Origin of the sequence: Paraburkholderia sp. IMGN_8 (assembly GCF_038050405.1) — a bacterium.
Taxonomy (GTDB): Bacteria; Pseudomonadota; Gammaproteobacteria; order Burkholderiales; family Burkholderiaceae; genus Paraburkholderia.
The window spans coordinates 4,312,688-4,326,488 of the sequence record NZ_CP150901.1 but is presented as its reverse complement, the minus strand read 5'-3'; the positions used below and the strand labels follow the sequence as shown (position 1 = coordinate 4,326,488).

Sequence of the window (13,801 nt, the reverse complement as noted above, 5' to 3'; positions counted from 1 at the left end):
CGCCATGACAACCGAACGCGGGATTCTTGTCATAGGCGGCGGTCAGGCAGCATGTCAATTCGTTGCCTCGGTCCGGCAGATGGGCTATGACGGTACGCTCACCATCGTCAGCGATGAACGCACTCTTCCTTACCAGCGTCCTCCGCTTAGCAAGGGCTATCTGAAAGGTGCAAGCACTGACGAGTCACTTCATCTTCGGCCAGCATCTTTCTACGAGACATTACGCTGTGAGTTGCGTCTCGGTGAACGGGTCGAGTGGGTCAACCGCTCAGCGCGCGAAGCGATTCTGAACGGCGGGACGCGCATATCTTATGACAGCCTCGTCTTTGCTACCGGCGCGCGTGCACGCATCTTCCCAGGACTGCCAAAGCGTGAGCCCAGAATTCACTATCTGCGCTCTCTCGCACATGCGCAGGCTTTAAAGACGGCGCTTTCTGGTTATCGACGTATTGGAATCGTAGGCGCTGGCTACGTTGGTATGGAGGTGGCCGCCTCAGCACGACAACTCGGGAAAGAAGTAACCGTGCTTGAGGCAGCCCCTCGCGTCATGCAACGCTCCGTTGGCGAGGCCACATCGGCAGCCGTACACGCGTTGCATGCCAGCAACGGCGTCGATATCCGCCTCGGGTGCTCAATCTCAGCCGTCGAGGCAGCGCCTGGCGGGCTAACAATCCGCACAGACGCAGGGTTACTGGCGGTCGACGCGCTCGTGGTAGGTATTGGCGCAATACCTAATATCGAACTTGCTGCAGCAGCCGATATCGCCTGTGCAAGCGCAATCCTCGTAGACGCGAATGCGCGAACCAACGACCCTCACGTCTTTGCAATCGGCGATTGCACTGAGCAAACGCATGAGATTTATGGACCTGGACTTCGGCTGGAGTCGGTACAAAATGCCGTAGACCAGGCCAAGAACGCGGCGGCCATACTTGCCGGCAAGAAGACTCCGCCTGCGAGCGTGCCCTGGTTTTGGTCAGACCAGTATTCGCATCGAATCCAGGTGGCTGGCATAGCTCACGGCCATGACGAGATCATCGTACGCAAACCTGCCGAGCAGGATTCTGGCAAAGCAACGCAGTCCGTCTGGTATCTCCGGCAGGGCCGATTGCTAGCTGTTGAGGCGTTAGACGCAGTGGCCGATTTCATGGCAGGCAAAGGATTTATCCAGGCGTCCACCCCGCTGGATACAACCCGCCTGGCGAACGCATCGCTGCCGCTGCATCCATAACCCATCCAGACGTAACAGGCAGCCGCAAAAACCTGCCAGAACTTGAGAGATATTCATGACACACATCCACTTTCGCACGGCCGACGGCGCAGAGCTTGTCTATCAGGGTCCTGATGGCATGTCAGTTATGGAAGTTGCCGTGGCCAATAACGTTCCCGGTATCGACGCGGACTGCGGCGGCGCCTGCGCTTGCGCAACCTGCCACGTATACGTCGACGATACATGGGCCGATCGCTTGCCTGCAAAGACCGAGCACGAGCAGAAGATGCTGGCTTTCGCCGTCGGTGTCGAGGCGAACAGTCGGCTCAGCTGTCAGCTCTCTGTCGGGCCGACGCTTGATGGACTCGTGCTCAACGTACCGGCCTCGCAGTTTTAAGCGATAACGCAGCTTCACAACCAATAACGGAGATAGATTCCCATGAAAATTTGCCGATTCGATGACGACCGGCTTGGTGTCGTCGAAGGAGACTCGGTACGCGACGTTACAGCCGCACTCGACGTGCTGCCACTCCATCGCTATCCGCTACCTACCATTGATCCATTGATTGCAAATCTGGCACAGGTGGTAGATGAAATCAGGCACATCGCACCATCCGCCCCAGTGCGCCCGCTCGCCGACGTCCGGTTGCTCAGCCCGGTAGCCAATCCCGGCAAAGTGGTCGCCGCGCCCGTCAATTACAAAAAGCACCTTGAAGAGGCACGAGCGCAGGTTGAGGTTCACCACAACAACCAGGTCGCCGAGATTCAGAAAATTGGCCTGTTCCTGAAGGCGACCAGCTCGATCGTAAGTCCTGCGGCAGGCGTCGAGTTGCAACACCTAGACCGCCGAAACGACCACGAGGCCGAGCTCGCAGTTATCATCGGCAAAACAGGGCGCAATATCACACAGGCACAGGCGTTCGATTACGTCGCCGGCTACGCCGTCGGTCTCGATATGACCGCGAGAGGGCCCGAGGAGCGCAGTCTCCGCAAATCCATCGACAGCTATACAGTTCTTGGCCCATGGATGGTGACGGCAGATGAAGTCGCGGATCCTTCAAATATCGATTTTTGGCTGACAGTGAATGGCCAGCCTCGTCAGAAGGCAAATACCGGGGACCTGATTCTCGGCATTGCCGAGCTCATCGAATTCGCATCCAGCTTCTACACGCTGCACCCTGGTGACATTCTGCTGACTGGCACGCCCGAGGGCGTTGGTCCGGTGCTGCCCGGCGACATCATCGATTGCGCTTTCGATGGAGTGGGGCAAATCCGCGTCGCGGTTCGGGCGGCCGACGGCACCACGGGTGTAACTGCTACCACATCCGATACCGCCGGAATGAAGGAGACAGCATGAACGACAACCGTGTTTCTCAGGTCGGGAATATTGTTGAGACGCAGCAGGCCCGAAAAGCGTTCTACGACAAAATTGATGGTTCGAACTGCGCGCCGCTGTGGGAGGTACTGCATGCGGTCGTGACGGCGACTCCCAGTACACCATGCGTTCCGTACTTATGGAAGTGGGATACGGTATGGCCGTGGCTGCTGGAGAGCGGGAAAATCATCACCGCCAAAGAGGCCGAACGTCGCGTGCTGGTGCTCGAGAATCCAGGCCTTCGTGGGCGTACCCGTATTACGCACAGCCTCTATGCGGGCCTGCAGTTGATTCTTCCCGGGGAGGTTGCCCCCGCTCATCGCCACTCGCAATCCGCTCTGCGTTTCATCATGAACGGTGACGGTGCGTATACGGCCGTGGATGGCGAACGCGTAACGATGCACGTGGGGGACTTCGTCATTACCCCCTCCTGGACCTTCCACGACCACGGCAATACGTCTGCTGAGCCAATGGTCTGGCTGGATGGTCTCGACATTCCAATCGTGGAACTGCTCGACGCCCAATTCCGTGAAGATGGTCTTAGCGAGAGTCAGCAAACGGATCGGAGCGCGGGCAGCAATCTTGCCCGCTTCGGCAACACCATGAAGCCCGTGGAATATAAGTCACGGTCGCGCACTTCTCCGCTTTTCTGGTATCCCTACGACCGCACACGCGAGGCGCTCCACACACTTGCAAAGGAAGCGCCGCATGCCGTCTGGGGCCACAAGCTGCAATATACCAACCCGGTCACCGGCGACTGGGCGATGCCCACAATCGGTACTTTCATGCAGTTGCTGCCCGCAGGCTTTAGTGGGGCATCCTATCGCGCGACGGACTCCACGGTGTATGCCGTTGTCGAAGGAAATGGACGCTGCATTGTAGGAGACCAGGTGTTGGCGTTCGGTCCGAAAGACGTGTTCGTCTGCCCCTCCTGGATGCCGTATCGTCTGGAAGCGGACAGCGATGCGGTGCTGTTCAGCTACTCCGACCGCCCCGTACAACAGGCGCTAGATCTCTGGCGCGAGGATTTCTAAAAGATCGACGCGGAGTTAATTACGTCGGGATAACCGTCAGAGCCCCGGGACCATCAGGCCCCAGGGGCACGCACTGCGGTTGAGTTACCGTGGCTCACAGGCCTAGTAGCGGATTCAGCCAAGCTTGATGCCACACAACATTTGGCCCGAAGTCCTTTCATGCGGGGTGGCCAACGCGTTGATGCACGCGAGAAACTATTCGCTTGGGCTGGTGCCAGGAAGCCTGATCGGCGCCGGCAAGACCGGATGCACTCAAAGACCACCGCACTTTTTCATTCAGCGGAGCCGGCCTGTTCGAGGCAAACTCACAATTCATGAACCGCGCATGCTCACGATCAGATAGTTGTTTGCAGGGAGCGCCACAATCAGTGTGCTGCTCCTATTCGCAGCGCTGCCGTGATGTGGCAGGTGCACTAGTATGGCGAGTTAAAAGTTCGTCGAATTTTAGGTGGCGCGCATTGCCGGTCGTTCCCGACTCGGTGGGAATATGCGCCACGCGCCATCATGGTGACGAAAAAAGAATAACGCAACAGGACCTGCCGCCGTTAATGTCTCGACGCGTACATAGCATTCGTTTCTGGATCGCCTGTTTCTGAACTTTGTGACCCGAACGCCGTTCGTAGGATCCGGGGAGAGCCAGTGCTCGATCACCATGCGCAACGTGTTTTTCGCACTATTCACGATTTCTCCTTCATCTCACCTGAAGCTACGGTCCTGCTTACTCACGTTTGACACAACTTGTCCCACGCTGTCCGAGTTCACTCCGTCAATTGCATTGTTTGAATGCGAATTTCTACCTCTGGACCCTTTCAAATACTATCGATTCAACCGCCCGCCAATACGCGTCAACGACCGTCGGATCGGAGGGCGAAAGTTTGCTGGTGACAGTCAACTCAGGCCTAAAACTCGCAAGCGAGGACGTCAGATTCATCATCAGGTAATGGAAAAGAATCGGCTCGCCTTCTGGCAACGCGCCTCTGGCCTGTGCATCGGAAATCTGCGGCAATAGCCAGTCGATCAGCGGCTTCGATACTGTATCGGCAAGCCACTGGAGCCGCGAACTGGCCCCCAACATCTCCCAGCGCATGAGACGGTCAAACTCAGGGAACTTCACAGCAAAGCGGAACAGCGCTCCGTACGCCAGCTTCAAGCGTTCTTCTGAGCTAACTGCGTCGGAGTCAGCCAGATGCGCATCCCATTCCTCCCGCATGCGCGCGAAACCAAGTTCCGCTACGGTTTGCCAAAGAACCTCTTTCGAACGGTAGTGGTACGTAATTAGAGCATGCTGCAGTCCGATGCGCTCCGCGATGCTTCGAATGCTGCTAGCGTCAAAGCCCTTCTCGGCGAACTCTAATAGTGCGGCGTGAAGTATCGCAGACCGAGTCTCCTGAGCTCGCTGCTGCTCCGCTCGCTTCAATTCCGCCGGGCGCCCAGTGGTGGCTGCCTTGTTCGCAATTGAGGAGCGTGACACAGATCGGCTACAAATAGCGGTAGTATCCAAAGAAGTTGCCGTTGATAGGATAGCTTATTGGTTGGCACCGGCTTTGCCTGTGTCAGCACACTGCACAGACAAAGCTTCCTTCACGCGCGGCGCCGTACCCGCTTAACCTGGGAACGCTTCGCAGATGAACTTGGTTTCCATAAACTCATCAATGCCCTGACGTGCACCCTCGCGACCGATGCCAGATTCCTTGAAGCCGCCGAAGGGAGCAACCTCAGTGGCAATTGCCCCTGTATTCACACCGACAATGCCGGCTTGCAGTGCGCGCGATGTACGGTGGATGCGGGCAGCATCACGGCTGAACATGTATGACGCCAGGCCCAGTCGAGTTCCATTCGCGCGCTGCAGCAGTTCATCTTCCGATGTGAAAGTTGCTAGTCCCATCACAGGCCCGAAGGTTTCCTCGCACGACATTGCCATTTCTGGCGATATCCCCGTCATCAAAGTCGGAAGGAAGAAATTTCCTTTGCGGTCGGCTCGCTTTCCGCCCACGAGCAATTTGGCCCCGCGAGCGAGAGCATCAGCGACATGCCTCTCGACCTTCTGGACCGCGTCTTCGCTGATGAGCGGACCCAATGTCACACCAGGCTCGAATCCATCTCCCAGGTTCAACTCCCCAATTGCCGCGATCATGCGCTTCACGAATTCGTCGTGAACTGACGCGTCGATCAGAAAGCGATTTGGAGCGATGCATGTTTGCCCGGCATTGCGGAACTTTGCAAATACAGCGCTGGACACGGCGACATCAAGGTCTGCATCGGCGAACACGATGAAGGGGGAGTTCCCGCCCAACTCCAGGGAAACGCGCTTCATGGTGTCAGCACATTGGGCTGCGAGTCGCTTGCCCACTGCGGTCGAGCCGGTAAAGCTCAATTTGCCGACCGCATGACTGGACGTCAGCGTGCGACCGATTTCTTCCGCAGCGGGACGATCGGCCGTGACCACGTTCAGCACGCCGCGAGGAATCCCGGCTCGTTCAGCGAGAACACACAGAGCGAGCGCGGAAAATGGCGTGTGCTCTGCCGGCTTGAGCACCATCGTGCATCCTGCCGCAAGAGCCGGTGCAGCTTTTCGCGTCACCATCGCACACGGAAGGTTCCAGGGCGTAATGCCAGCTGCCACGCCGACAGGCTCCTTTATCGCAACATACGTGACATTGCGCCGGGAGCCCGGAATCACCTCTCCGTAGGTTCGTTTTGCTTCCTCGGCAAACCACTCGACAAACGATGCTGCGAACAGCACCTCGTTTTTGGCGTCTGAAAGCGGCTTACCTTGTTCCAGCGTAAGGATGGCAGCGAGATCGGATGCATTTGCCACAATCAGCCGCGCCCACTCCTTCAACGGCGCCTCGCGTTCCTTCGCAGTTCGTGCGCTCCACTCACCAAAGGCAGCTTCGGCCTGGGTGATGGCGTGCTCAACATCCACCGCCGCCATATGCGGCGCCTTTCCGATAAGTTCGCCCGTTGCGGGGTTCACAACATCAAAAGTCGCCCCGGACACGGCCTGAATCCATTCACCGCCTACGTATGCGCGGTCGCGCAATAGGCTGTCGTCGAGTAGTTTCACTTTTTCCTTCATTTAAAGATCGAGCACCAGGTCGCCCTGCTTGGCGCGCGAAACACAGATGCACATCTGTTTCCGTTCGGATTTGTCAGCGGCCGTGAGCACGTAATCGCGATGATCAACTTCGCCTTCGATTACGGCGGTTGCGCACAGGCCGCACTCGCCCCGTTTGCAATCGTAAAGCGGCTCAATGTCGTGACGGATAACTGCGTCAAGGATGGACTCGTCGCGTGCCACTTCAACAGTCATCCCGCTTTGCTTCAGGATTACGCGAAACGGCTGGTCGCCCTTCGCAGGCGCAGCGGCTCCGAAGAACTCGAAGTGCACTCGCTCAGGTGACCAGCTGGCGCGTGCGGCAGCGGCAATCACTGCTTCGTTCAGTCCGCGTGGCCCGCAGACATAAACCTCACTCCCATCCGGGGCATCACGCAGCTCTGCGTCGAGGTCAATGCCTCGAGTCACATCGCCGCCGTCGAAATAGAGAGCCAGCCGGTCCCCTGCCAGATCAGAAATCTCAGACAGGAATGCAGCGTCCTCAGCGCTCCGCGCGCAATAGCAGAGCCTGAAGCTCTTGCCCTCCGACACGAGAACGTGGAGCATGGACAGAAGCGGCGTGATTCCGATACCGCCGGCAATCAAGAGATGGTTCTTCGCGCCTGGAGAAATGCCGAACTGGTTCTTGGGCTGGCTGCAAGTTAGCAATTGACCAACCGCCACACCCGTATGCATCGCCGCAGAGCCGCCGCGACCAGAATGCTCCCGCAACACACCTAGCAGATAGTAGTCACGATGCGCCGGCGAACTCGCGATAGAGTACGAGCGCTGCACGACCTCTCCTGAGGCGAGCGGAACTGAAACGTCCAGGTGCGCGCCGGCCTCAAACACCGGCAAATCTAGGCCTTGAGGATGGCGCAGAACAAATCCGCGAATTCTCGCTGTCTGCTGCACCAGGTCGGAAACGATAAGTGTCTGGCTATTTTCCATGCTTAGTACTCCGAGGCGGCGATACTTGACCACCTCAACAGTCGCCAATTAGGCAACAATTCCCGTCAGGCAATATCCGCCCTGCCGACGGCGCAGCATTGACCGCGCACCTGCGAGAAGAATCTCATCAGTGCGTGATGTATCTGAGTTTGGAAGGTAGTCCTCGGGCACGCGGGAGGACTACCCTCATCAAAGATCTGCTTCGAGACCCAAGTCTTCGAGGGTACGGCGCACCAGACCTCGAACGGCCATTCGAGCTCCCGACACATCCCCTCCTTCAATCGCGTCGACCAAGGCATGCCATAGCCGCCCGACATTCTCAAGGTGCTTGCTTTTGCGCAGCGAGGCGTGGATATACATTCGCGTCTGGTACGTCAGGCGGCTCCAATTCTGAGCAAGCCTGACGTTTCCGGAACTTGTACAGATCCAATGGCTCAACTGACCGCCGATAGGCATTTGTGCATCGATGTCGTGCTTGGCAAGCACCACATCCATCTCGCGCAAAAGAGCTCGCGCAACGTCTAGCTGCGACCGAGTCACTCGCCGTGCCGTAAGTTCAGCTGCGAACTCGAGCAAGGCGAGGCGCATCTGGAAGATTTCCACGATTTCCTCGTCGCTGAGGTCCACGACACGAACGCCGCGCCTAGGTTCACGCACCAGCAACTCTTCATTCACGAGCGTCTGCAGTGCCTCGCGAATCGGGCCGTTCGAGACGGGGAATTCCTCCGCCAGAGCGCTCTCCCGGATCCAGCTTCCAGGCGCATAGACTCCTCCGGCAATACGGTCACGCAAAATTGAAGCGATGCCATCGCCGATGGACTGAGGCGCCTGGAAATGGAGCACCGATGAGTTCACGGTCTGAACCGAATCGGCAGAGAGAATGTCGCCCATAGTGTTGACTTGGCTTTATTGAGTAGCTGCGGCTGACTCTTGCCGCACAAGTTTTTCAAGAATGCGTCGCGCCGCCACAGACCCGCTGTCCGCCCGCACCCCCACTTCTGCTTTCGTGGGGCTGTCGGTTTCAATCATGATCTGCTGAGCTTCAAGGATTTCCACGTCTTCCATAAAGGTGGCCAGAATGGAATCGTGAATCAGCTTGGTGATTGCCTCGTCCTCCAAGGCAAAACAACGCGTGATTGTCCAATAATACTTGCTCGTACGCTCATCCACCGGCGTAATGGTATTGATGGAGAACCACCGCAAGCCTTTTTCCAGATCCTCGGTGCCGACCGGATATCCTCTGGCATCGATAGAGACATTCGCCGGAGGCTGGAAGCGGATCACCTGCCAACGGTCGATGTGTCCGTCCAGGTTTCGCACACGAGCAAACAAAGGAGGCGGCGGCGCGTCCTTGATAATTCGCTCCACATGGACTTCGCGCCCTTCCACCCGATGCGTCATCGGCGTCTCCACCACGGCGGAGTTGCCGATGGTTTTGCCGTGAACGTATGTTTCGTGCGTCAGATCCAGAAGATTATCCGTCAGCAACTGGTAGTTGGCTTTTACATCAATGCACCCGCCGGTCGACAACCAGCCCGGCTCGCTGTTATACCGGAAGTCCGGAATCAGGGATTCGTCGGCCGCCTCAGGGTCGCCCATCCACACCCATACCCACTGCCACTTCTCCGCCACGGGGTAAGCACGCACCTTCATTGAAGGCGGAATCTGCTCCTGTCCGGGAATCGCGACACAGGCCCCCGCGCAGTTGAGCGTGACGCCGTGGTAACCGCATTGCACAGTATCGCCGATGAGGTTGCCCTTGGAGAGGGCTGCGCGCCGGTGCGGGCAACGGTCTTCAAGGGCAACGGCCTTTCCCGCCTCTGTGCGATACATCACGAGCGGCTCACCGATGATCCATCGCTGCGTGAGCGAGCGCTGGATCTCATGGCCCCAGCCGGCGACATACCAAGCGTTTTTCAAGTACATAGATGTGTCCGATGATTGTAAAAGAAGGAGTCTTTCGATGTTCTTAATTATTAATGATTAACAATCTGTAGCAACTGGTAGAAACCCTACCCAAGTATTGGCAGTGCGATTCAAAGAACTGCGGTGGCCGCAGCGCGGCTTGTGTGCGGGTGTCGCCCGACCGTCCAATCGACAGACGTCTCGCGCCAGGAGGCACGAACGCCGCCAACTATCAGCGGAGCCCGGAAATAGGTCGGGCGTTGCGGCCGCGATTAGCTGTGGCGTTACGACGTAGCCGCAACAACTCGAATCCGCCGCTGCCCGCTCCGTTTTGTCCAGATTCGCTCCGGCGCATGATCGGCGCTTTCAAGATCCTGGAACTGAAATGGCTCCGAAAGGAACTGAAGGTCTGAGCCCGCAGGAAGCGGTTGCTTGACTGCCGTCTTAAACAGGCCGACGATCATTGAGCGAAACCATCGGTTTGCGGGATCGTGGTGATAGCGGTCGTGCCAGTAAAGCGCGATTTCAAATGGTTCCAGCCCAAGCGGCTCCGGGCGATAGGTGAGCGGAAAATAGCGACTCAACGTCGAGGCGAGTATTTCAGGCGCGATCCACACGAGGTCAGAGGCCAGCAGGCAATGTGGTGCAGAAAGATACTGGGGAATTCGCACCTTGATTCGATCCCTAGCTCCGGCGTCAATGAGCGCACGCTCGAGCAGCAGATGGCCAGTACCCCCGAATTCCACTAATAGGTGGTCAGCGCGGGCGATGGTCTCCGCGTCGATCGCCTCCTTTTCCAGCGGATGCCCTTTCCGCATCACACACACGTACCGCTGCTTGAACAACGGCTTGCGATGGATATCCCGTTCCAGCGCCGGCAGATAGCCGACGGCAACGTCGAGTCGCCCGTTGCCTAGCGCGGGAATCGTGTCCTCAACCCTGGTGAAGAGCGTCTGCAGTTTGATATCCGGTGCGATGCCCTGGAGTTCCCGATAAAGCGCAGGCAGGAAGACAACCTCGCCTATGTCACGGGTACGAATAGTGAACATTCGTTGGGACTGTTCCGGACAAAAGGGCTGAGGAACCCCGGTCGTCTTGCGGACAAGGTTCAGCGATTCGATCAGCGGCTGGGAAATGTCGATGGCAACCGCAGTCGGCTCCATGCGCCGCCCAACAAGTATGAACAGCTTGTCGCCATATGTCGCTCTCAGCCGTTTCAACGAAGCACTGACAGCCGCCTGGGTCAAACCAAGATTTTCTGCGGCGATAGTTACGGACCTATCACGCCACAGCGCTTCGAACACGTATAGCAAATTGAGGTCTTTCACGACGCCTCCTGTCCTCTGTCTCGTCTCGCCAACTAATTTCGCTGCCTGCCACGGCATAGCGGCTGAATCGGCTTCCTATAAACAGGATTTGTATATGCGGGCCGACGCTACCGCACTGAGTGTAAACCCGCCTGATGGACAGGGCGTCAACCTCAAGCCTTCAGGACGCCCATCAGCGCTGGATTGCGCGAAGAATAAATGAGATTGATAGATTGTAATAATTCCCGCTTACTCGACTGCGCGACGAGCCACGCTCAAAATTCATCGGCATAGCACTAGGGCTGTAAGGAGACACTAAGTGAATACAGTGGGTATAGTTGGCCTCGGTCAACTCGGACTCCCGATCGCAACAAATCTGACTAGCGCAGGCTTCCGCGTCGTCGGTTTCCCGCGCAGCAGTGCGGCAGCCTTCGCGGCAGTGGGCGGAATCGCGTTGGGGAGTCCGGCTGAGGTACTGAAGGAGGCCGAGGTTCTACTGCTCTGCCTGCCAAGCGAAAGTGCCCAACTCCAGGTGCTCGACGGTGACGACGGCCTGCTGAAATCAGGCGTTCGGAACAAGACAGTCATCGAACTGAGCACGTACCGACGTAGTTTCAAGTTGGCGCAGGAAGCGCGACTGGTACAGGCCGGCCTCTCCGTTCTGGAGTGCGAGGTCAGCGGTTCTCCGCCAATGGTCAGTCAAAAGAAAGCAGCACTCTTCGTCGGCGGCTCAAAGGAATTGTATGAGGGTTGCCGTGCTGTGCTGGACGCTATTGCCCCGACCCAATTCCATCTTGGCCCATTCGGCGCGGCGCTGAATATGAAGCTGATCGCCAACGCTCTGCTCGCGATCCATACACTCGCAGCGGCGGAGGCCTTGAACCTTGGCGCTCGTGCCGGTTTCGACCCGCATCTTGTCGTGGAGGCAATCCGGCAAAGCGCCGGTGCCTCGACGATGTTTGCAATCCGCGCTCCAATGATGGCGGACCGTCGCTTTGAGCCGGCACCCGGACCCTTCACCACCCTCGAGAAATACCTGGATCTGGCGTCCGAACTGGCTATCGACTCCGGCTCCGCCACACCACTCTTTGCCACTGCCCTGCCGTACTACCGACGTGCCGTCGAGCAGGGCATTGGCGACCAGGATATCTCGGCGGTCATCACGCTGCTCGAGGAAGAATCTAAATCGAATATCAGGACTCTTTCATGATTATTGAACAACGAACCTACACGCTTAAACCTGGGACCGTCCATCAATTTCTGGCGCTCTACGAGGCCGAAGGTCTCGAAGTTCAGTCATCCGCGCTGGGGAATCTGGTCGGCTATTTCACTACCGAGACCGGCGAGCTAAACCGCGTGGTGCAATTGTGGGGCTTCTCGACGTTTGAGGACCGACTTCTGCGCCGCAAGGAGCTTTCCAGCTCAGACGCCTGGCGCGCCTTCCTCGCCAAGGCAGGTTCGTTCGTCGCTGAACAGCGCACTGAACTGCTGACGCCGGCGCCCTTTTCTCCCATTCGCTGAGAACAACATGATCCGCAACTTGAACCACATTGGGCTGACCGTGCCGTCGCTGGAAATCGGCCGAGCCTTCTATGAATGCTTTGGTCTTCAAACGCATGCATCTGGAAAGGACCTCGTCTTTCGCTGCGAAGGACGTGACCAGGATCAGGTCCGTTTGATGGAAGGCCCGACGAAGCGTCTCGCGTACGTGTCTTTCGGTACACATAAGGGTGGCCTGCAGCCGCTCAGAGATCGACTTGAAGCTGCCGGCGTGGAAATCGTGGATGCTCCGTTCGACGTGTCTTTCGGCGGCATCTGGTTTAAGGATCCGGACGGCGACTGGATCAACGTGCAGGAGGCCGAGGATGCCGGATCGACACTCGCACCGACGGCAGAGATCAATTCGCCGCAGCGGTATCGTCGCATCGGCACGCGTGCATGTGACGTTACGTCATCGCAAAAAAAGGCACGCCCCCGCCGCCTCGGTCATCTGATTAAGTTCTCGACCGACGTTGACCGAGCGGTCGAATTCTACGGCAAAGTGCTTGGCCTGTTGGTGTCTGATAAAGCGCTCGACATCCTCGCATTCATGCGTTCGCCCTTTGGCGGAGATCATCACATGATCGGAATTGCGAAAGGGCCACACACCGGTCTGCACCATATCAGCTTCGAAGTGGGCGACATCGACGAAATAGAGATGGGCGCGCAGGCCCTACTCGCAGCTGGCTACAAGGACGGCTTCGGTCTCGGTCGGCATGGCCCGGGCTCCAACTATTTTCACTATATCCGCGACCCGTGGAACAGCTTGGTTGAGTACTTCTGGGACATTGACGTAATCCCGGAAAATGCGGACTGGACACCGATGGCAACCAACCCGCAAGAAGTGCATGCGGTACTTAACGCCGTGTGGTCGCAGTCGCCGGCACCCGATGACTTTATCGTCAACTTCGAAGAACCGCATTGATTGCGGTACTACGCATCAGCAGAACGCCTGTCCGTTGCGCCTTGCGCGGGCAGGTTTAGCCATGACAGCCGGTTAGGTTCCACTCATGAACGATCTCTCCTCCGTCCTCCAAGGGATGTTGAACAAAACCCTGTACGTAGTCTTGCGCAAGCCGCGCGACCTGACGCGGGTCTCAGAAGTTCTACCGCGCCACATCGAATGGATTATCAGCGCAGAACGACGCGGAGAGATTTTTCTTTCGGGCCCCTTCACTGGCCCTGGGCAACCTGGTGAACACGGTGGCATGACAATTCTGCGAGCATCAAGCCAGGAAGGCGCACAACAGCTCATTGAGGCCGACCCCTTTATCGCAGAGGGCGTATTCGAGGTTGAAGTCAAACCATGGCTGCTCATGGAAGGAAGCCTGACGTGCAACTTCACCCTATCGAATCAGCAATCAAAGCTTTATTGAAGGACGACCT

General features: G+C 57.6%; 14 protein-coding genes. 8 read left to right on the top strand and 6 right to left on the bottom strand.

All coding sequences use genetic code 11. The features are described from left to right. Positions 1–4 precede the first annotated feature (4 nt). From WN982_RS40495 to gtdA, 4 genes are read left to right on the top strand one after another with little or no spacing between them, the layout of a single operon-like run. Positions 5–1,228, top strand: a complete 1,224-nt coding sequence (locus WN982_RS40495; RefSeq protein WP_341317547.1) for an FAD-dependent oxidoreductase — start codon at positions 5–7, stop codon at positions 1,226–1,228. 55 nt (positions 1,229–1,283) lie between these two features. Further along, the gene (locus tag WN982_RS40490; protein WP_341317546.1) at positions 1,284–1,604 is read left to right on the top strand and encodes a 2Fe-2S iron-sulfur cluster-binding protein; all 321 of its coding nucleotides are present in this window, start codon (positions 1,284–1,286) and stop codon (positions 1,602–1,604) included. Between the two features lie 42 nt (positions 1,605–1,646). After that, entirely contained in the window at positions 1,647–2,564 is a 918-nt protein-coding gene (locus WN982_RS40485) for a fumarylacetoacetate hydrolase family protein (RefSeq protein ID WP_341317545.1), read from the top strand. Beyond that, the gene (gtdA, locus tag WN982_RS40480) at positions 2,561–3,616 is read left to right on the top strand and encodes a gentisate 1,2-dioxygenase (protein WP_341317544.1); all 1,056 of its coding nucleotides are present in this window, start codon (positions 2,561–2,563) and stop codon (positions 3,614–3,616) included. The genes WN982_RS40485 and gtdA overlap by 4 nt, the downstream gene beginning before the upstream one ends. 793 nt (positions 3,617–4,409) lie before the next feature. On the opposite strand, the gene WN982_RS40475 is transcribed toward gtdA, so the two are convergent. From WN982_RS40475 to WN982_RS40450, 6 genes are all read right to left on the bottom strand, one after another. Next, the gene (locus tag WN982_RS40475) at positions 4,410–5,117 is read right to left on the bottom strand and encodes a TetR/AcrR family transcriptional regulator (RefSeq protein WP_341317543.1); all 708 of its coding nucleotides are present in this window, start codon (positions 5,115–5,117) and stop codon (positions 4,410–4,412) included. A gap of 102 nt (positions 5,118–5,219) precedes the next feature. Next, entirely contained in the window at positions 5,220–6,695 is a 1,476-nt protein-coding gene (locus WN982_RS40470) for an NAD-dependent succinate-semialdehyde dehydrogenase (protein ID WP_341317542.1), read from the bottom strand. Then, positions 6,696–7,664 carry a 2Fe-2S iron-sulfur cluster-binding protein gene (locus WN982_RS40465; RefSeq protein WP_341317541.1) on the bottom strand — a complete coding sequence of 323 codons (969 nt, stop codon included), beginning with the start codon at positions 7,662–7,664 and terminating at the stop codon, positions 6,696–6,698. Between the two features lie 189 nt (positions 7,665–7,853). Then, complete coding sequence (locus tag WN982_RS40460) at positions 7,854–8,555, bottom strand: GntR family transcriptional regulator (RefSeq protein ID WP_341317540.1); 702 nt, start codon at positions 8,553–8,555, stop codon at positions 7,854–7,856. 15 nt (positions 8,556–8,570) lie between these two features. After that, positions 8,571–9,590 carry an aromatic ring-hydroxylating dioxygenase subunit alpha gene (locus WN982_RS40455; protein ID WP_341317539.1) on the bottom strand — a complete coding sequence of 340 codons (1,020 nt, stop codon included), beginning with the start codon at positions 9,588–9,590 and terminating at the stop codon, positions 8,571–8,573. A 263-nt stretch (positions 9,591–9,853) separates the two neighbouring features. Next, a complete protein-coding gene (locus tag WN982_RS40450; protein WP_341317538.1) occupies positions 9,854–10,897 on the bottom strand; it encodes a LysR family transcriptional regulator in 1,044 nt (347 codons plus the stop codon). Positions 10,898–11,195: 298 nt separating this feature from the next. On the opposite strand from WN982_RS40450, the gene WN982_RS40445 reads away from it, so the two are divergent. The 4 genes from WN982_RS40445 to WN982_RS40430 all read left to right on the top strand — a co-directional run bounded on the left by WN982_RS40445 (position 11,196) and on the right by WN982_RS40430 (position 13,791). Continuing rightward, positions 11,196–12,086, top strand: coding sequence for an NAD(P)-dependent oxidoreductase (locus WN982_RS40445; protein ID WP_341317537.1), 891 nt, complete (start codon positions 11,196–11,198; stop codon positions 12,084–12,086). After that, entirely contained in the window at positions 12,083–12,397 is a 315-nt protein-coding gene (locus tag WN982_RS40440; protein WP_341317536.1) for an NIPSNAP family protein, read from the top strand. Before WN982_RS40445 ends, WN982_RS40440 begins: the two co-directional genes overlap by 4 nt. A gap of 7 nt (positions 12,398–12,404) precedes the next feature. After that, positions 12,405–13,340, top strand: coding sequence for a VOC family protein (locus tag WN982_RS40435; RefSeq protein WP_341317535.1), 936 nt, complete (start codon positions 12,405–12,407; stop codon positions 13,338–13,340). An 85-nt stretch (positions 13,341–13,425) separates the two neighbouring features. Beyond that, positions 13,426–13,791 carry a YciI family protein gene (locus WN982_RS40430; protein WP_341317534.1) on the top strand — a complete coding sequence of 122 codons (366 nt, stop codon included), beginning with the start codon at positions 13,426–13,428 and terminating at the stop codon, positions 13,789–13,791. The last annotated feature ends 10 nt before the right edge of the window (positions 13,792–13,801 follow it).